Source organism: Rhodococcus sp. ABRD24, assembly GCF_004328705.1.
Classification (GTDB): Bacteria; Actinomycetota; Actinomycetes; order Mycobacteriales; family Mycobacteriaceae; genus Prescottella.
The window spans coordinates 1,940,507-1,955,901 of sequence record NZ_CP035319.1 but is presented as its reverse complement, the minus strand read 5'-3'; the positions used below and the strand labels follow the sequence as shown (position 1 = coordinate 1,955,901).

At 66.3% G+C, this 15,395-nt stretch carries 15 protein-coding genes; 7 read left to right on the top strand and 8 right to left on the bottom strand.

Features of this window, described 5'->3' with window-relative positions; translation table 11 throughout:
• Positions 1-19 precede the first annotated feature (19 nt).
• The 3 genes from ERC79_RS08710 to ERC79_RS08700 form a co-directional block, all read right to left on the bottom strand.
• Positions 20-193 carry a DUF2613 domain-containing protein gene (locus tag ERC79_RS08710; RefSeq protein WP_131577425.1) on the bottom strand — a complete coding sequence of 58 codons (174 nt, stop codon included), beginning with the start codon at positions 191-193 and terminating at the stop codon, positions 20-22.
• 49 nt (positions 194-242) lie between these two features.
• On the bottom strand, positions 243-1,397 hold the full coding sequence (locus ERC79_RS08705; protein ID WP_131577423.1) for an isochorismate synthase: 1,155 nt from the start codon (positions 1,395-1,397) through the stop codon (positions 243-245).
• 71 nt (positions 1,398-1,468) lie between these two features.
• Positions 1,469-1,936 (bottom strand): universal stress protein, encoded by a 468-nt coding sequence (locus tag ERC79_RS08700; protein ID WP_131577421.1) that lies wholly within the window; start codon positions 1,934-1,936, stop codon positions 1,469-1,471.
• Positions 1,937-2,067: 131 nt separating this feature from the next.
• On the opposite strand from ERC79_RS08700, the gene ERC79_RS08695 reads away from it, so the two are divergent.
• Positions 2,068-3,240: a glycoside hydrolase family 3 N-terminal domain-containing protein gene (locus ERC79_RS08695; RefSeq protein WP_131577419.1), complete on the top strand. Its 1,173-nt coding sequence runs from the start codon at positions 2,068-2,070 to the stop codon at positions 3,238-3,240.
• A gap of 84 nt (positions 3,241-3,324) precedes the next feature.
• A complete protein-coding gene (locus ERC79_RS08690) occupies positions 3,325-3,918 on the top strand; it encodes a TetR/AcrR family transcriptional regulator (RefSeq protein WP_131577417.1) in 594 nt (197 codons plus the stop codon).
• Between the two features lie 57 nt (positions 3,919-3,975).
• On the opposite strand, the gene ERC79_RS23000 is transcribed toward ERC79_RS08690, so the two are convergent.
• Complete coding sequence (locus tag ERC79_RS23000; RefSeq protein ID WP_164877538.1) at positions 3,976-4,131, bottom strand: DUF6131 family protein; 156 nt, start codon at positions 4,129-4,131, stop codon at positions 3,976-3,978.
• Between the two features lie 55 nt (positions 4,132-4,186).
• On the bottom strand, positions 4,187-4,489 hold the full coding sequence (locus ERC79_RS08685) for a WhiB family transcriptional regulator (protein WP_131577415.1): 303 nt from the start codon (positions 4,487-4,489) through the stop codon (positions 4,187-4,189).
• Positions 4,490-5,241: 752 nt separating this feature from the next.
• Between ERC79_RS08685 and ERC79_RS08680 the strand changes: the two genes are divergently transcribed.
• A complete protein-coding gene (locus ERC79_RS08680; protein WP_131577413.1) occupies positions 5,242-5,547 on the top strand; it encodes a helix-turn-helix transcriptional regulator in 306 nt (101 codons plus the stop codon).
• A gap of 56 nt (positions 5,548-5,603) precedes the next feature.
• On the opposite strand, the gene ERC79_RS08675 is transcribed toward ERC79_RS08680, so the two are convergent.
• The gene (locus ERC79_RS08675) at positions 5,604-6,476 is read right to left on the bottom strand and encodes a MaoC/PaaZ C-terminal domain-containing protein (protein WP_131577411.1); all 873 of its coding nucleotides are present in this window, start codon (positions 6,474-6,476) and stop codon (positions 5,604-5,606) included.
• Positions 6,476-7,822 carry a 3-oxoacyl-ACP reductase gene (locus ERC79_RS08670; protein WP_131577409.1) on the bottom strand — a complete coding sequence of 449 codons (1,347 nt, stop codon included), beginning with the start codon at positions 7,820-7,822 and terminating at the stop codon, positions 6,476-6,478. The genes ERC79_RS08675 and ERC79_RS08670 overlap by 1 nt, the downstream gene beginning before the upstream one ends.
• Before the next feature lie 148 nt (positions 7,823-7,970).
• On the opposite strand from ERC79_RS08670, the gene ERC79_RS08665 reads away from it, so the two are divergent.
• The 4 genes from ERC79_RS08665 to ERC79_RS08650 all read left to right on the top strand — a co-directional run bounded on the left by ERC79_RS08665 (position 7,971) and on the right by ERC79_RS08650 (position 13,329).
• The gene (locus tag ERC79_RS08665; RefSeq protein ID WP_131577407.1) at positions 7,971-9,305 is read left to right on the top strand and encodes an acetyl-CoA C-acetyltransferase; all 1,335 of its coding nucleotides are present in this window, start codon (positions 7,971-7,973) and stop codon (positions 9,303-9,305) included.
• 287 nt (positions 9,306-9,592) lie between these two features.
• Positions 9,593-11,602 carry a VanW family protein gene (locus ERC79_RS08660; RefSeq protein WP_131577405.1) on the top strand — a complete coding sequence of 670 codons (2,010 nt, stop codon included), beginning with the start codon at positions 9,593-9,595 and terminating at the stop codon, positions 11,600-11,602.
• A gap of 59 nt (positions 11,603-11,661) precedes the next feature.
• The gene (locus ERC79_RS08655; protein ID WP_131577403.1) at positions 11,662-12,120 is read left to right on the top strand and encodes a helix-turn-helix domain-containing protein; all 459 of its coding nucleotides are present in this window, start codon (positions 11,662-11,664) and stop codon (positions 12,118-12,120) included.
• 18 nt (positions 12,121-12,138) lie between these two features.
• Entirely contained in the window at positions 12,139-13,329 is a 1,191-nt protein-coding gene (locus tag ERC79_RS08650; protein WP_131577401.1) for a PIN domain-containing protein, read from the top strand.
• Positions 13,330-13,448: 119 nt separating this feature from the next.
• Here the strand turns inward: ERC79_RS08650 and ERC79_RS08645 are convergent, their stop codons facing one another.
• Positions 13,449-15,284, bottom strand: coding sequence for an acyl-CoA dehydrogenase (locus tag ERC79_RS08645; RefSeq protein ID WP_131577399.1), 1,836 nt, complete (start codon positions 15,282-15,284; stop codon positions 13,449-13,451).
• Between the last annotated feature and the right edge of the window lie 111 nt (positions 15,285-15,395).

Below are 15,395 nucleotides of genomic sequence, written 5' to 3'. Positions count from 1 at the left end.
ACGCGCGATGCCAGCGGGCTCAGCGGCTGCCGTACTCAACCTGGTTCAGCAGGGAGGTCTTGGCGTTGCCCTCGCGGTTGATGTCCGGGCGAGTGTTGTCCTGTGCGGCCGCGGTTACACCGAGGACGGCACCGACGCCGAGGAGAGCACCGACGACAGCGCTGGCAACGCCGGGGACAAGGAACTTCGCCATCTCGGATCTCCCATGGTCTCTGGCGCCGAGCACACCGGTCGAACCCCGGCTACTCGTGCGTATGTGATGTCGGGGTCAAGGTATCACCCGCGGGGCCCGAGGAGGTTCCATTCCCTCCGCGTGGCGCCAGTCCGAGGGCACCGAGCAGCGTGCCCAGCTTGGTGGTGGTCTCGTCCAGCTCGGACTGCGGGTCGGACGCCGCGACGATCCCGCCGCCCGCCCAGGCCAGCGCCGTGGTGCCGGCGGCGTCGATCTCGGCGCACCGGATCGCCACCACCCAGTCGCCGTCACCGGCGGAGTCGCACCAACCGACGGCACCGCCGTAGAAGCGGCGGTCACCCTCGAGTTCGCGGATCGTCTCGAGCGCGCGATCGGTCGGGGTACCGCAGACCGCCGGTGTCGGGTGCAGCAGCGCTGCCAGCTGTAGCGCGCCGACGGCCCCGTCGCGCAGCTGCCCGGAGATGGGGCTGGCCAGATGCCACACTTCGCCGGTTCCGGTGAGCTCCGGTGTGGGCGGTACGGAGAGTTCGGTGCACAGCGGCTCCAGGACGTCGCGGATCCAGTCGACGACGAACGCGTGCTCGGCGAGGTTTTTGCCCGATGCGAGCAGGGCGACGCCTTCCGCGTGGTCGGCGTCGGGGTCGCGTCGGCGCGGTGCGGATCCGGCGAGCGGCCGACACGTCACCGTGTCCCCGCGTCGGCTCAGCAGGATCTCCGGGCTGGCACCCACGAGGGTGTGCCCGACGAATCCGTCGCCGGCCGCACTGAGGTCGACGGCGTAACCGTTGGACGTTTCGTGCCGGGTCACCATCCGGGCGGCCAGTGCTTCGGGAGAGATGGGTGCGTCGGCGACCAGTTGCACCGCCCTCGCTGCGACGACCTTGTCGAGCTCGCCGCGGCGTAGCCGCTCGACGAGAGCTGTCACCCTTGCGACATGTTCTGCAGGAGTGGGTATTTCACGCTCGATGCGGACGCTGGGCAGTGGCGGCACCGACATCGGACGCCACGGCCCCGGGGTGCTCGACGCGGTCTCCGGCGCGGTGAGGGCGGCGGGCGCTGCGGGATCGAACGGTAGGGCCCCGACGACGAGGTCGGTGCGCCCGGCCCCGAGCGCGTCCGTCGCCGCGGCGACGCTGTCGAATCGGTCCCGCGTTCCGGTGGTGCGGAGAGTGCGGGTGGAGCGCGAGAGGAGGAAGCCGTCCATGGTGCAGCCGACGATAGTCGTGCGCCCGGAGCCGCCTGCCCGGTGGTTCGGCCGGCCGGTGGTTCGGCCGGCTACTTGCCAGGCGGGACGATCAGCACCGGGCGGTGGCTGTGTCGCAGCACGTGATCGGCGACGCTGCTCTGCAGCAGTGACCGTAGGCCGGTGGTGCCGCGGGTGCCGGTGACGATGATGTCGGCATTCAGTTCATCGGCGCACTCGACGATGGTGGTCCAGATCGCGGTGGAGGTTTCGCAGCACCGCCCGTCGGCGTTGAGGCCGGCAGCCAGTGCCAGGTCGACGCCCTCGGCGTTGGTGGACTTGGCATCGGTGAGTGCGATGTCCTCGGACTCCTCGTCGGGCACCCACTCCGGCTGCATGACGCCGGACAGTCCGGACATTCGTGCGGCCTGGCGCACCATCGGTTCCCATGCGGTGACGACCATTGCGCGATTCGCGCTGAGGAAGCGGCCCGCGTACTCGATCGCGCGTTTGGCGTTGTCGGATCCGTCGTAGGCGATGAGCATGAGATCTGCGGGCACTGTGACCTCCTGAAATCGGGGTCTGACGATGTTCGGGACCTTCGGCTTTCGTTCTTCGAGATTACCGCGTCATTACCCGTGGCGCTTGGTTCTCGAAACCGCCGTCATCGATGTCGACTACCGTCGAGTGGATGCGAATCGGACATGCCTTGGCCCTCGTCGTGTGCGCCGGGCTGGTGGTCGGCTGTTCGTCGGGAGGCGGCACCGACACATCCACGACCGTCGCGCCCTCCCCGTCGCCGCAAGCGACCTCCGAGACGCCGGAGCCGCAGGCCGCACCCTCGCCCGGTGCCGCGATGTGCGGTGCGGACTTCCTGGCATCGCTCACCGGACGTCAGAAGCTGGCGCAGTTGCTCAACGTGGGTGTGACCGGTACCGCCGATGCGCTCGACGTCGTGAAGTCGGAGCAGATCGGCGGCATCTTCATCGGCAGTTGGACGGACGAGTCGATGCTTGCGAACCGGGAGGTCGGGAAGGTCGCGGCAGCCAGCCCCGTGCCGCTGATGGTGACCATCGACGAGGAGGGTGGCCGTGTCTCGCGCGTCGACCACCTCTTCGGGGCGGACCCGTCCGCGCGGGAGACGGCGCGCACGATGACTACCGACCAGGCGTACCGGATGGCGCTGGCACGGGGCGGGCAGCTGAAGGAACTCGGCATCACCGTCGACTTCGCGCCCGATGTGGACGTGAGCAGCCAGCCGGACGACTCGGTGATCGGGGACCGTTCGTTCTCCGATGACCCCGACGTCGTCACCGCATACGCACAGGCATACGCACAGGGACTGCGCGACGCCGGAATCTTCCCGGTGATCAAGCACTTTCCCGGTCACGGTTCGGCGTCGGGCGACTCGCACACCGGCGCGGTCACCACACCACCACTCGGTCAGCTGCAGAACTCGGACCTGGTGCCTTACCGGACGCTGGTCGCCACCGACGTCGGCGTCATGCTCGGCCATCTCAGCGTGCCGGGGCTGACGACGCCGGGCGTCCCCGCGAGCATGAGCCCGCAGGCGGTGTCGCTGCTGCGTGACGGCACCGGCTACGCCGCGCCGCCGTTCACGGGGCCGATCTTCACCGACGATCTGAGCGGGATGAAGGCGATCACCGACAAATACGACATCACGCAGGCCGTCGAGGCTGCGCTGACCGCGGGCGTGAGCGTCGCGCTGTGGCTCACCACCGACGACGTCCCGCGCGTGCTGGATCATCTCGAGGGCGCCGTCGCGGCGGGGCGGCTGCCGGCCGGCACGGTCGATGCGTCGGTGCTGACGGTCGCGCGCGCGAAGGGTGCTGTGACCTGCTGATCAGAGGCTGGGTCACAATAGAGTGATCGGCAAACTTCTTACCGTAGAGTAAGATGAGCTTTCTTACCTGTGGTTGGAGGAACTATGGCTGGTGGCACCAAGCGGCTGCCCAGGGCCGTGCGTGAGCAGCAAATGCTGGACGCTGCCGTGGAGGTCTTCTCCGACAACGGGTTCCATGACGCCTCGATGGATGCGATTGCCGCGCGGGCGAACATTTCCAAGCCGATGCTGTACTTGTATTACGGTTCCAAGGACGAGCTGTTCGCCGCCTGCATCCATCGCGAGGGTGTGCGCTTCGTCGAGGCCATCTCTCCGGCCGGCGATCCGAATCTTCCGCCGCGGGAGCAACTTAGAGCCGCACTGACCGGGTTTCTGGGCTTCGTCGACGCGAACCGCAACTCGTGGATGGTGCTCTACCGACAGGCGATCGGACAGCAGGCTTTCGCGTCGCAGGTGGGTAGCAGCCGGGACCGTCTGATCGAGCTCACCGCCAAGCTGCTCGAGTCCAGCACCAAGGATCCGGATCCGAGCCTGGATTTCTCGATCATGGCCGTTGCACTCGTCGGTGCCGGCGAGGCCGTCGCCGATCGCGTCGCCGGCGGCGAGATCAAGGTGGATGCCGCGGTCGAGCTGCTCGAGAACCTCGCCTGGCGCGGCCTGGCCGGCCGCAGGAAATAGGCCGCTCAGTCGACAGGAGGGCCCGGACGGTTGACGTCCGGGCCCTCCTCGTTGGGATCAGTACCAGTGTTTGCGGCCGCCCACGGCGCGTCCGGCGGCGCCGAGAATCAGTAGCACAGCGCCAACCACGAGTGCGATGACGCCGAGGGTCCACAGAATCGGGATCTTGATGAGCAGGCCGATCACCAGCAGGATAATTCCGAGGGTAATCATGTTGTTGTCCTTAATTTTTGGAGGCTGTTGAAGTCTTGGATGGGGTCGTTCCGGCTCAGGCGACCCGACTCGCACCTCCGCGTCGCCTGTCCTTGATGAGGATCGCCCGCTCGGATTCACCGACACCGCCCCAGACACCGAACGGTTCGGGAAGCGAGAGTGAGTGCTCGAGGCACTTGTTCAGGACTGGGCACGACGAGCAGATCTGCTTGGCGCGGCGTTCGCGCATCATGCGTGCGTGTCCGCGCTCGCCGGTCGGGGGGAAGAAGACCGCCTCGTTCATGCCTTGGCAGTTGCCGTGCTGCTGCCACTGCCAGACATCGGTCAGGGGGATCAGAGTGGAGCGGGATCCGGTCATCGAAGACTCCTCGTGGGTTTCGCGAGCCCGGCGACGACGGTTCGTGGTCGCCGGCTCTGGCGAAGGGCGCCGAATCGGGTCGGCGCGGTAGGGCGCTGGTTGCGCGGGGTCAGGCAGCGCTGAGTTCGGGTGTCTCGACTGGAGCGTCCGAGTACATCTGCTCGATCCGGCGCTTGATTTCCTCGGTGCTCAGCGACCCTGTCGCTGCACTGCGGTGCGCACTCACGTGTGGTCATCCTTTCTTCTGATACGGCCCACTCGCAGTGGCGATACCCCTCGGCTGGCCACTCGAGTTCGGAAGACCGGTGGAGTCGATGTGCGGTCCCACGGCGGCGATTGCCGTCCAGGTCTGCTTTCTGCGACTCACGCTTCTTCTCGTGCATCTCGAAGTTTTGACTACCTCACCGTATAACAAAATCTATGTGCTTCAAAGCAGATAAGTTGAATTTCCGGCGAACTGTCATCTCCGCACCAGGTGGGAGGGGTGAAATCGATTTGTGTAGATCGGCGTGCGACGGCGATCCCGACTGCCGTGGGTGTCTCCGGAGTGTCTTCGTATCCCCGTGTCCCCGGGTGGCATGGAATCTTTGTCTGCCGCCACACATTCGGTGCGACTCCGGTGATACGGTGAATCGAGCGCGTAGCCGCTCCTACGACGGCCGAGTGTGTAACAGCCGACGTGAACCCGCCGCGTGCACCTCGCACCTGTTACACCTCACACCTGCTACACCCTGACGCGATATGAAGGGCACATGACTCGAGAGTCGCCGCTCCGCTCGACCCGCGGAGTCTACGGAATTTCGGTCACCTCGGAGCTGACCGGAATCGGGCCGCAGACTCTGCGGCTCTACGAGCGTCGAGGTCTGATCACTCCCTCGCGGACCGGCGGCGGCACCCGCCGCTACAGCGAGGATGACATCTATCGCCTGACGCGGGTGTCCGAACTGGTGGCGGCCGGTGTCAACCTGACCGGTATCCGGCAGATCCTCGACCTCGAGGCGGAGAACGCGCGTTTGGCAGCGGAGAACGTGCGCCTGCAGTCCACACTCGAGGGCTGATATGCCAGTGCCCGGCCCCTCGCGGTGCGAGGAACCGGGCAGGGGTCGGTGCAGCTCTACCGGAGCGTGCCGGACAGGTGTGGGTAGCCCTTCTTTGCGTTCTTCAGGGACAGATCCCAGCCCCCTGCCGTCTGCTCGGCGTAGAGGTTCACCGTGGCGGGCAGCAGGATCGGTTTGCCGAATCGCACGCTGTAGGTCACGGCGTCGGGGATCCGGCCCTCGAGCGCCTGCAGCGCGGCCGCCGCGCTCCACATGCCGTGTGCGATGGTGCCGGGGAATCCGAATGCCTTGGCGCCCAGCGACGAGACGTGAATCGGATTGCGATCACCGGACACCGCGGCGTAGCGGCTGATGGTCCGCTGGTCCACCCGAAGTGTGCGGGTCGGCGGCGGCGGAACCTCGTCCTTGTGTTCCGGCTTCGGTTCCTTCGGGGCACCGGTGGGATGCATCTTCAGGAAGGTGCTCACCTGATGCCACACGAGTTCGCGGCCTACCGAGATCTCGCTGACGAGGTCCACCTGGGTGCCCTTGGGATGCCGACGGAGGTTCTCTGCGTGGACCGACAGGTCCAGCGGCTCACTTACCGAGATCGGGCGCAACTGCTCGATCGTGTTGTCGGTGTGCACCGAACCTATTGCCGGGAAAGGGAACTCCCGCGATGTGAGTAGCTTCATCACGGCAGGGAACACCAGTGTGAAGGGGTAGGTGATCGGCAGCGTGTCACCGAAACGCAGGCCACAGACCTTCGCGTACGACGCCAGATTGTCATGCTCCACCCGCAGCCCGGAGAGCGCGAGCGTCTCTTTCGGCAGGGTGCGCTTGTTCGGTGACTTGGTGAACGGCAGCGCGCTCAGCGCCGCGCGGGCGTAGTTGTCGAGGGCGCCGGGCTGAGCGTGCAGCTGGACGAGGGTGCCCTTGCTGCCCGCCATCACGCCCCCAGCAGCGACTGGCCGCACACCCGCACGACCTGGCCGGTGACGGCGCCCGAGGCAGGGCTCGCGAAGTACGAGACCAGTTCGGCGACGTCGACGGTCTGTCCGCCCTGTAGCAGTGAGCTCATCCGGCGGCCGGCCTCGCGGGTCGCGAACGGGATTGCGGCGGTCATTGCCGTCTCGATGAAGCCGGGGGCGACGGCATTGATCGTGATCTTCTTCTCGGCCAGCACCGGCGCGGTGGCCTGGACCAGGCCGATGACTCCGGCCTTCGAGGTGCCGTAGTTGGTCTGGCCGCGGTTGCCCGCGATGCCCGCGATCGAGGAGACGTCGACCACTCGCCCGCCCTCGCGGAGGACACCCTTGGCGACGAGGGCTTCGGTGATCTTCTGCGGGGCAAGAAGGTTGACGCCGATGACGCTGTTCCAGCGGTCCTCGTCCATGTTGGCGAGCGTCTTGTCGCGAGTGATGCCGGCGTTGTGGACGATGATGTCGGCACCGCCGTGGCGCTCCATCAGGTGCTCGGCTAGATTGTCGGCCGCGTCGGGCGCGGTGACGTCGAGCGCGAGGGACGTGCCGCCGACCCTGTTTGCGGTCTCCGACAGCGCCTGGCCGGAGGCCGGGATGTCGGCGCACACGACCTGCGCGCCATCGCGGGAGAGGACTTCGGCGATGGTGGCGCCGATGCCGCGCGCAGCGCCGGTCACGACGGCGACCTTGCCCTCGAGCGGGCGATCCCAGCTCGCGGGAGCGACCGCGTCCTCGGCGCCGACTCGGATCACCTGGCCGTCGACGAACGCCGACTTGGCCGAGAGCAGGAAGCGCAGCGTGGACTCGACGCCGGACAGTCCGGCGGCGGCGTCGGGCGAGACGTAGACCAGCTGGGCCGTCGAGCCGCGCTTGACCTCCTTGCCGACGCTGCGGGTGAAGCCTTCGAGTGCGCGCTGGGCAATCTGCTCGTCGACGCCGGACGTCAGTTCGGGAGTGGTGCCGAGCACGACGACGCGGGCGGACGGCGCGAGGTTGCGGATCACAGGCTGGAAGAACTCGAACAGCTGGACCAGCTCGGTGACCTGGCCGATGCCGGTCGCATCGAACACCAGCGCACCGTAGCGGTCATCGTGCGGTTGCGCCGCAGGATAGTCCGAGAGCAGCTCGCGGATCGGTTCGACGAGCCGTCCCCGGCCGCCGATCAGGACCGGGCCGGCGAGGGGCGGCTCACCGGCCCGGTAGCGGCGCAGTTTCTCCGGCTGAGGCAACCCGGCCTGCTTGGCGATGAATGCGCCCGGCGCGGACGAGAGGAACTGTGAGTAGAGGTCGGGAGCGCCCTTGCTGGCTGCCACGGTCCACCTTCTTTGTCGCAATCGGGCACCCGTAGATCCGGGTGCGGTGTCGACATTTAACTTACTCTGGAGTAAGTTCAATGTCGAGTGCAGAACCGACAGCCGAGGCGGATCTCGAGTGGGATCCCCTACCCATCTGGAGACCGACGTGACCAGCAGAGCCAGTAACCGCAGCAAGGCGCAGCCCGCATCGCAGTCCGGCGGCCGTCAGCAGCGCCCCGTCGCCATCGTCGGCGGTAACCGCATCCCGTTCGCGCGCTCGGACAAGGCATATGCGCGCGCGTCCAATCAGGACATGTTCACCGCGACGCTGGACGGGCTCGTGAGCCGCTTCGGCCTCCAGGGTGAGCGCCTCGGCATGGTCGTCGGAGGTGCGGTTCTCAAGCACAGCCGCGACTTCAACCTCATGCGCGAGTGCGTGCTCGGCAGTGCCCTGAGCCCCTACACCCCGGCCTACGACCTGCAGCAGGCGTGCGGCACCGGTCTGCAGTCGATCATCGCGGTCGGCGACGCCATCGCGGCCGGCCGCATCGATGCCGGTGTCGGCGGCGGTGTGGACACCACGTCCGACGCCCCGATCGGCGTCAACAACGAGTTGCGCGAGTTCCTGCTTTCGATGAACCGCGCTCGCTCGACGGCGGACCGCGTCAAGCTTCTCGGCCAGGTGCGCCCGTCGATGCTCGGCGTCGAGATCCCGCGTAACGGTGAGCCGCGGACCGGCCTGTCGATGGGAGATCACGCCGCGATCACGGCGAAGGAGTTCGGCGTTCGCCGTGAGGACCAGGACGAACTCGCTGCCGCGAGCCATCGGAACATGGCGGCGGCGTACGACCGGGGCTTCTTCGACGACCTCGTCACCCCGTTCCTGGGCCTGACCCGCGATGACAACCTGCGCCCGGACTCGAACGTCGACAAGCTTGCGACGCTTCGGCCGGTGTTCGGTACCAAGCTGGGCGACGCGACCATGACCGCCGGAAATTCCACCCCGCTCACCGACGGGGCATCGACGGTGCTGTTGTCCACCGATGAGTGGGCCGCCGATCGAAACCTGCCGGTGCTCGCGCACCTGGTGGATTCCGAGACTGCCGCGGTCGATTACGTTCACGGCGGCGACGGCCTGCTGATGGCGCCGACGTATGCGATTCCGCGTCTGCTGGCCCGCAACGGTCTCACATTGCAGGACTTCGACTTCTACGAGTTCCACGAGGCATTCGCTTCGGTCGTGCTGGCGACGCTTCAGGCATTCGAGTCGGACGAGTACTGCAAGGAGCGCCTGGGTCTGGACGGGGCGCTCGGGAGCATCGACCGGTCCAAGCTCAACGTCAACGGTTCGTCCCTCGCCGCTGGACACCCGTTCGCGGCGACCGGCGGCCGCATCGTCGCCTCGCTCGCGAAGATGCTGGCTGAGAAGGGTTCGGGCCGCGGTCTGATCTCCATCTGTGCGGCCGGCGGCCAGGGCGTCACCGCGATCGTCGAGGTCTGACCACCGCCGTCGAATCGGTGAGTCCGGCCGACCCGAATCGAATTGAGGTAACAACTCCCGCCCAGGGTCGATAGTCCAATCGACCCCGTGTTGCTGCCTGACCCCCGACCTGGCAGCAGCGCGGGGTCGCTCGGTGTTCTCGGCCGGGTCTGCCGGATGGAATGATGCAGGGGAGGGCCTCCACCGGGGTTCCCGAAGGAATTGGGCGTGTTTCCGGGGTTAGGCTGCATCGGTACGACAGTGATGCGACGGCCCGGCACGGTGTCGATTCGGCAGGAGGGCCAGTGATGAACGACGAGCGCGGCGGCAACGGTTCCGGAGGGCGCGCGGACGGGCCCAGCCCGGACGAGAACCCCACCGAGATCATGCCCGCGGTGCCGTCCGAGCCGGAGGCCGACGCCTCCGAGGCGCCCACCGAGGTCTTCGCTGCGCAGCCACAGGCCGAGCCGGATCCGGCGCCTGAGCCCTCGGATCCCGTCGATGAACCCGTTGAGCACGGTTCCGGGGATTCGACATCCGGCGAATCGGCCTCGGCGGAACCAGCACCGCGTCGCCGCCCCGGCTGGGTGAAGTACGCCACTATCGCCGGCGGAGTCGTCGTGATCGCTGCGGTCGCATATGCCGTGGACTGGGCGGTGTCCGCGGATCGCGTGCCGCGCGGGGTCACGGTCGCCGGGGTGGAGATCGGCGGCGAGAGTGCCGCTGACGCCGAGGCGACGCTACGGGCCGCCCTCGGGCCGCGCGTGGATCGACCGGTGCCGGTGCGGGCCGGGACCACCGAGGGCGAGATCGTTCCGGCGCAGGCCGGTATCGGCGTCGACTGGGCGGCCACTCTGGATCGAGCCGGTGAGCAACCGCTCAATCCGTTCACCCGGATCGCGTCACTGTTCACCGCTCAGGAGATCGGTGTGGTGTCCACGGTCGACGAGGCCGCGCTCAGCAGCGCGATTCTCGGCATCCAGCAGCAGAGCGACCGCGCGCCCCGGGAGGGCAGCATCGTGTTCGAGGGCGCGACGGCCGTCCCGGTGGCACCGCTGCCCGGACAAAGCCTGCGTCAGGCCGCCGCGGAGGACACCTTCGTCGACGAGTGGGCCGACGGGACCACCGTCGATCTGCCGGCCGATACCGTGGATGTGACGGTGACCCAGGCTGGCGTGGACGCAGCATTGCGGGATGTCGCGCAGCCTGCGGTTGCGTCGAATCTCGTGGTGACCGGACGCGAAGGAACAGTGGCGACGCTGCCGCGCGACCAGATCGGCAAGGTCCTCAGTTTCGTGCCGGACGGTGGTGGCGGGCTGTCACCGCAGTACAACATCGAGGCTGCGACGGGGATTCTTGCGCCGCAGCTCGCGAGCACCGAGGTCAAGCCGAAGGACGCCCAGATCACTGTTGCGAGCGGGTCGCCGAAGGTGATCCCGTCGGTGATGGGCGATCTGGTGCAGTGGCCCAAGACGCTCGAACCTCTGCCGGGGTTGCTCACCGCGCCCGGTGAACGCATCACCCCTGCGATCTACGAACCGGCGCCGCCGGCACTCACCACCGAGGGTGCGAACGCGCTCGGTATTCGTGAGGTGATCGGCGAGTACACCACCGGCGGGTTCGAGTACGCCTCGGGCGTCAACATCCGTCTCGCGGCCAGCGAGATCAACGGTGCGTTGATCAAGCCGGGAGAGACGTTCTCGCTCAACGGTTACACCGGCCCGCGCGGTGCTGCGCAGGGGTATGTCGAGTCCGGCATCATCAACAACGGACGCCCGGACAAGGCAGTCGGCGGTGGGATCAGCCAGCTTGCCACCACTCTCTACAACGCGGCCTATTTCGCGGGCATGGACGACGTCGACCACACCGAGCACAGCTACTACATCTCCCGCTACCCGGCGGCGCGGGAGGCGACGGTGTTCGAGGGTTCGATCGACCTGAAGTTCCGCAATCCGTCGAAGACCGGAGTGCTGCTCCAGACCATCAGCACCAGTTCGAACGTCACGGTGCGTCTCTGGGGCACCAAGACTGTCGACGTCCAATCGGTGACCGGCGGCCGCACCAACCAGACGTCGCCGAACACGATCACACTCCCGGCCGGTCCGAACTGTGTGCCATCCAGCGGCGCACCTGGATTCACCACCAGCGACACGCGGATCATCACGGATGCCAAGACCGGTGCCGAAATCTCGCGCGACACCAGGACGGTTCGGTACGACCCGGTGCCGATCGTGAAGTGTCAGTCTGCCGAGCCGGCACCGAGGCCGACTCCTTCGGAAGGTCAGAACGGGCCGCCGTCACCCGCACCGGTCCGCTGACCACACCGGGCCGCTAGGCACCACCTGGCATTTTCGTTTCTTTCGTTTTACAGTTGTGTATGGCTGCCTTGATGAACCACACAGTCTTGCCGCCGGCCACGGACGATCAAGATGGTATCGCCGTGCTGAGGGATGTCCTCGCAGACCATGCGGAGATTGCGCTATTGACCTCTGATGGCGCAGTGGAGCTTCCTGAGAGTGTCCGGCAGCTGTTGGTCGACGCGGTGGATGTGTTGGCCCGAGGGCAGGCCGTCACGATCGAACCACGCCGCAAGGTACTGACGACTCAGGAGGCTGCTGAGTTGTTGGGCATCACGCGGCCGACTTTTGTTCGGTTGCTCGAAAATGGGGTGATTCCATACACGGCGCCCGGGCGGCATCGGCGGGTTGAGCTGACGGATGTGCTGGATTTCCAGCAGCGTGAGCGTGAACGACGGCGTCGTGTTCTCGACGAGATGGCACACGAAGCTGACTCGGATCCGGACGACGCCACTGACCGCTTTTACCCGACTCGTTGAGCCTGGATCAACGCGGATATGACTGCATTTCGGGTGGTGTTCGACGCATGCGTCTTGCTCCCACAGAATCTGAACAATCTGCTGCTCACTTTGGCGGATGCCGAATTGTTCCAACCCGTATGGACGTCGGATCTGCTGGATGAGGTGGAACGGAACCTCTCTGGGGAACGGTTCGGTAAGACCGCGGAACAGGCGGCGCGCCGCGTGGCACAGATGCGCGCCGCCTTTCCGTTCGCTGAGGAAGAGTCGCGAGGGTATCGGGAGTTGATTCCCGTAATGACCAACGACCCGAAGGACAGGCACGTGCTCGCGGCAGCTGTGCGCTCGGGTGCAGGCTTGATCGTCACTTCGAACTTGAAGGACTTCCCGAAGTCGTCGCTCGATCCGTTCGATGTCGATGCTATCCATCCCGATGAATTTCTTTGCGATCAGCTCGATCTGGAACCGGATACCGTGTTCGAATGCATGAACGCAATGGTCGATCGTAACCGATTGCCGCCAAGCACTATTGGAGAGCTACTGCGGTCGATGGAAGGTTTGGTGCCGAACTTTGTCGCTGCGGTCCGCGCCCTGCTGGTAGCGCAGGACGAGGCTGCGAGCGATGTGGTGTCATCGGTGGCCATGTCGTTCCCAGAGTTGACCGATGAAGCGGTTGCTTCGTTGGAACCGGGAATGCGTGAGGCGTACTTGTACCTTCGCGCGTTGGATCCCGTGGAGCGGGTCCGATTCATGGGACACACGGAGTTGGTGAGCGCAGCATGGGCCTTCTTGACTCCGGTATGCGTGCAGGGGGACCTGCTGTCGGTGTGGTCGTTGGTGGACCCGGGGTACCGAACCGTACTCGCGCGCAAGTGGGTGCGAGACAACCATCGGGACATCCTTGCTGATGGGTGGGATGGTGAGGCGGTGGCTTCGGCGCTGGCGGAGCCCGCACCGGATCATCCACTGTGGACGCACTTCGAGCGCGTGCACATCCGCGGAATCCGGTCGCTCGTTCCTGCCCCGGCCTCTTGGGGGATTGGTACGGAGACACGAATGGTGTCGCCGGACCTGGAGTTGCTTTACATCCATGACACCTCGACGCTCGAGGGAGGTGTATGGAGGTCAGGTGAAGCGCAGATCGTTTGTCCGATTTTGTTGCGTCTCGTCGATGGGAAGTGGCTGGTACGGAACCTGGGGTCGGAGGACGATTTGGTTGCTGAATCCTGATGTGCTCTGGGTCGGCCAGCGCATACCTCCGTCGGCGGGTGTTGCCGCATCGGGTTCACGAACGAAAGAACCCCCGTGCACGGCTTGGGTGCACAGGGGTTCTCGGGTCGATCAGGAAATCAGAACGCGGCCTCGTCCATCTCCATGATGTCGTTGTCGAGGTGCGACAGGATGTTGCGGGTCGCGGTCAGCTCGGGCAGCACGTTCTTCGCGAAGAAGGACGCGGTCGCGACCTTGCCCTCGTAGAACGCCTTGTCCTTGTCCGAGGAGCCCGCGTCGAGGGCCTCGATCGCGATCTCGGACTGACGGAGCAGCTGCCAGCCGACGAGCAGGTCACCGACGGCCATGAGGAAGCGCACCGAACCCAGACCCACCTTGTACAGCTCGGTGGGCTGCTCCTGCGCACCCATGAGGTGGCCGGTGAGTGTGGCGGCCATGCCCTGCACGTCCTCGAGGGCGGTGGACAGCAGCGCGCGCTCGGTCTTGAGCCGGCCGTTGCCCGCCTCGCTGTCGATGAACTTCTTGATCTCGCCGGCCACGTGGGCCAGCGCGACACCGCGATCGCGGGCGATCTTGCGGAAGAAGAAGTCCTGCGCCTGGATGGCGGTGGTGCCCTCGTACAGTGAGTCGATCTTCGAGTCGCGGATGTACTGCTCGATCGGGTAGTCCTGCAGGAAGCCGGAGCCGCCCAGAGTCTGCAGGCTCTCGGTCAGGTACTGGTAGGCCCGCTCGGAGCCGACACCCTTGACGATCGGCAGCAGCAGGTCGTTGACGCGGAACGCGGTGTCCTTGTCAGCACCGGACACCAGCTCGGCGACGACGTCGTCCTGATGCGCGGCGGTGTAGAGGTATACCGCACGCAGGCCCTCGGCGTACGCCTTCTGCATCGCGAGGCTGCGGCGCACGTCCGGGTGGTGGGTGATGGTGACGCGCGGCGCCGCCTTGTCCGTCATCTGCGTCAGGTCGGAGCCCTGCACGCGCTCCTTGGCGTAGTCGCGCGCATTGAGATAGCCGGTGGACAGCGTCGAGATGGCCTTGGTGCCCACCATCATTCGAGCGTGCTCGATGACATCGAACATCTGCGCGATGCCGTTGTGGACCTCGCCGACCAGCCAGCCCTTGGCGGGGACGCCGTGTCCACCGAAGGTGAGTTCACACGTGGTGGACGCCTTGAGGCCCATCTTGTGCTCGACGTTGGTGACGAACACGCCGTTGCGCTCGCCCAGCTCGTTCTTCTCGAAGTCGAAGTGGATCTTCGGGACGAAGAACAGGCTCAGACCCTTGGTGCCCGGCCCGGCGCCCTCGGGGCGAGCCAGTACCAGGTGGAAGATGTTCTCGAACAGGTCATCAGACGTGGCGGACGTGATGAAGCGCTTGACGCCCTCGATGTGCCAGGTACCGTCGTCCTGCTTGATCGCCTTGGTGCGTCCGGCGCCCACGTCGGAGCCGGCATCCGGCTCGGTGAGCACCATGGTGGCGCCCCAGCCGCGCTCGACACAGGTTGCCGCCCACTGCTTCTGCTCGTCGGTGCCGTTGCGGAACAGCACGTCCGCGAAGGATGGGCCGGCCTGGTACATGAAGGCGGCGGGCTGTGCGCCCAGCATCATTTCGGCGATCGCCCACACGACAGCGCGCGGAACCGGCACGCCGCCGATCTCCTCGCTGAGGCCCATGCGGTACCACTCGGCGTCCCACATCGACTTGAACGACTTCTTGAAGGACTCCGGCAGAGTCGCCTCGTGGATCTCCGGATCGAATACCGGAGGGTTGCGGTCGGTGTCGGCGAACGCCTCGGCCAGCGGGCCCTCGGCGAGGCGCGCGACCTCGGCCAGCATGTCCTTGATGGTGTCGGCGTCCAGGTCGCCCCAGGCGCCCTCACTCAGCGGCTTGTCCAGACCCAGTACCTCGAAGAGGTTGAACTCGAGGTCCCGGACGTTGCTCTTGTAGTGGCCCATTTTCGCTCTCCCAGTGAGGTTGCACTGCAGGTGGCACTGCGTGGTGCGGTCTGTCTGTCTAGTACCGCCCAAGTGGCTACTCGTCGGTAACTTAGCCGATGTTACTCGCGA

Excerpts from the sequence above, each read along its gene's own strand:
- ERC79_RS08660 (WP_131577405.1), top strand. The coding sequence starts at position 9,593 with ATGAACGACGAGCGCGGCGGCAACGGTTCCGGAGGGCGCGCGGACGGG.
- ERC79_RS08690 (WP_131577417.1), top strand. The coding sequence starts at position 3,325 with ATGGCTGGTGGCACCAAGCGGCTGCCCAGGGCCGTGCGTGAGCAGCAA.
- ERC79_RS08655 (WP_131577403.1), top strand. The coding sequence starts at position 11,662 with ATGGCTGCCTTGATGAACCACACAGTCTTGCCGCCGGCCACGGACGAT.
- ERC79_RS08695 (WP_131577419.1), top strand. The coding sequence starts at position 2,068 with ATGCGAATCGGACATGCCTTGGCCCTCGTCGTGTGCGCCGGGCTGGTG.
- ERC79_RS23000 (WP_164877538.1), bottom strand. The coding sequence starts at position 4,131 with ATGATTACCCTCGGAATTATCCTGCTGGTGATCGGCCTGCTCATCAAG.
- ERC79_RS08650 (WP_131577401.1), top strand. The coding sequence starts at position 12,139 with ATGACTGCATTTCGGGTGGTGTTCGACGCATGCGTCTTGCTCCCACAG.
- ERC79_RS08705 (WP_131577423.1), bottom strand. The coding sequence starts at position 1,397 with ATGGACGGCTTCCTCCTCTCGCGCTCCACCCGCACTCTCCGCACCACC.
- ERC79_RS08680 (WP_131577413.1), top strand. The coding sequence starts at position 5,242 with ATGACTCGAGAGTCGCCGCTCCGCTCGACCCGCGGAGTCTACGGAATT.
- ERC79_RS08645 (WP_131577399.1), bottom strand. The coding sequence starts at position 15,284 with ATGGGCCACTACAAGAGCAACGTCCGGGACCTCGAGTTCAACCTCTTC.
- ERC79_RS08675 (WP_131577411.1), bottom strand. The coding sequence starts at position 6,476 with ATGGCGGGCAGCAAGGGCACCCTCGTCCAGCTGCACGCTCAGCCCGGC.
- ERC79_RS08685 (WP_131577415.1), bottom strand. The coding sequence starts at position 4,489 with ATGACCGGATCCCGCTCCACTCTGATCCCCCTGACCGATGTCTGGCAG.
- ERC79_RS08710 (WP_131577425.1), bottom strand. The coding sequence starts at position 193 with ATGGCGAAGTTCCTTGTCCCCGGCGTTGCCAGCGCTGTCGTCGGTGCT.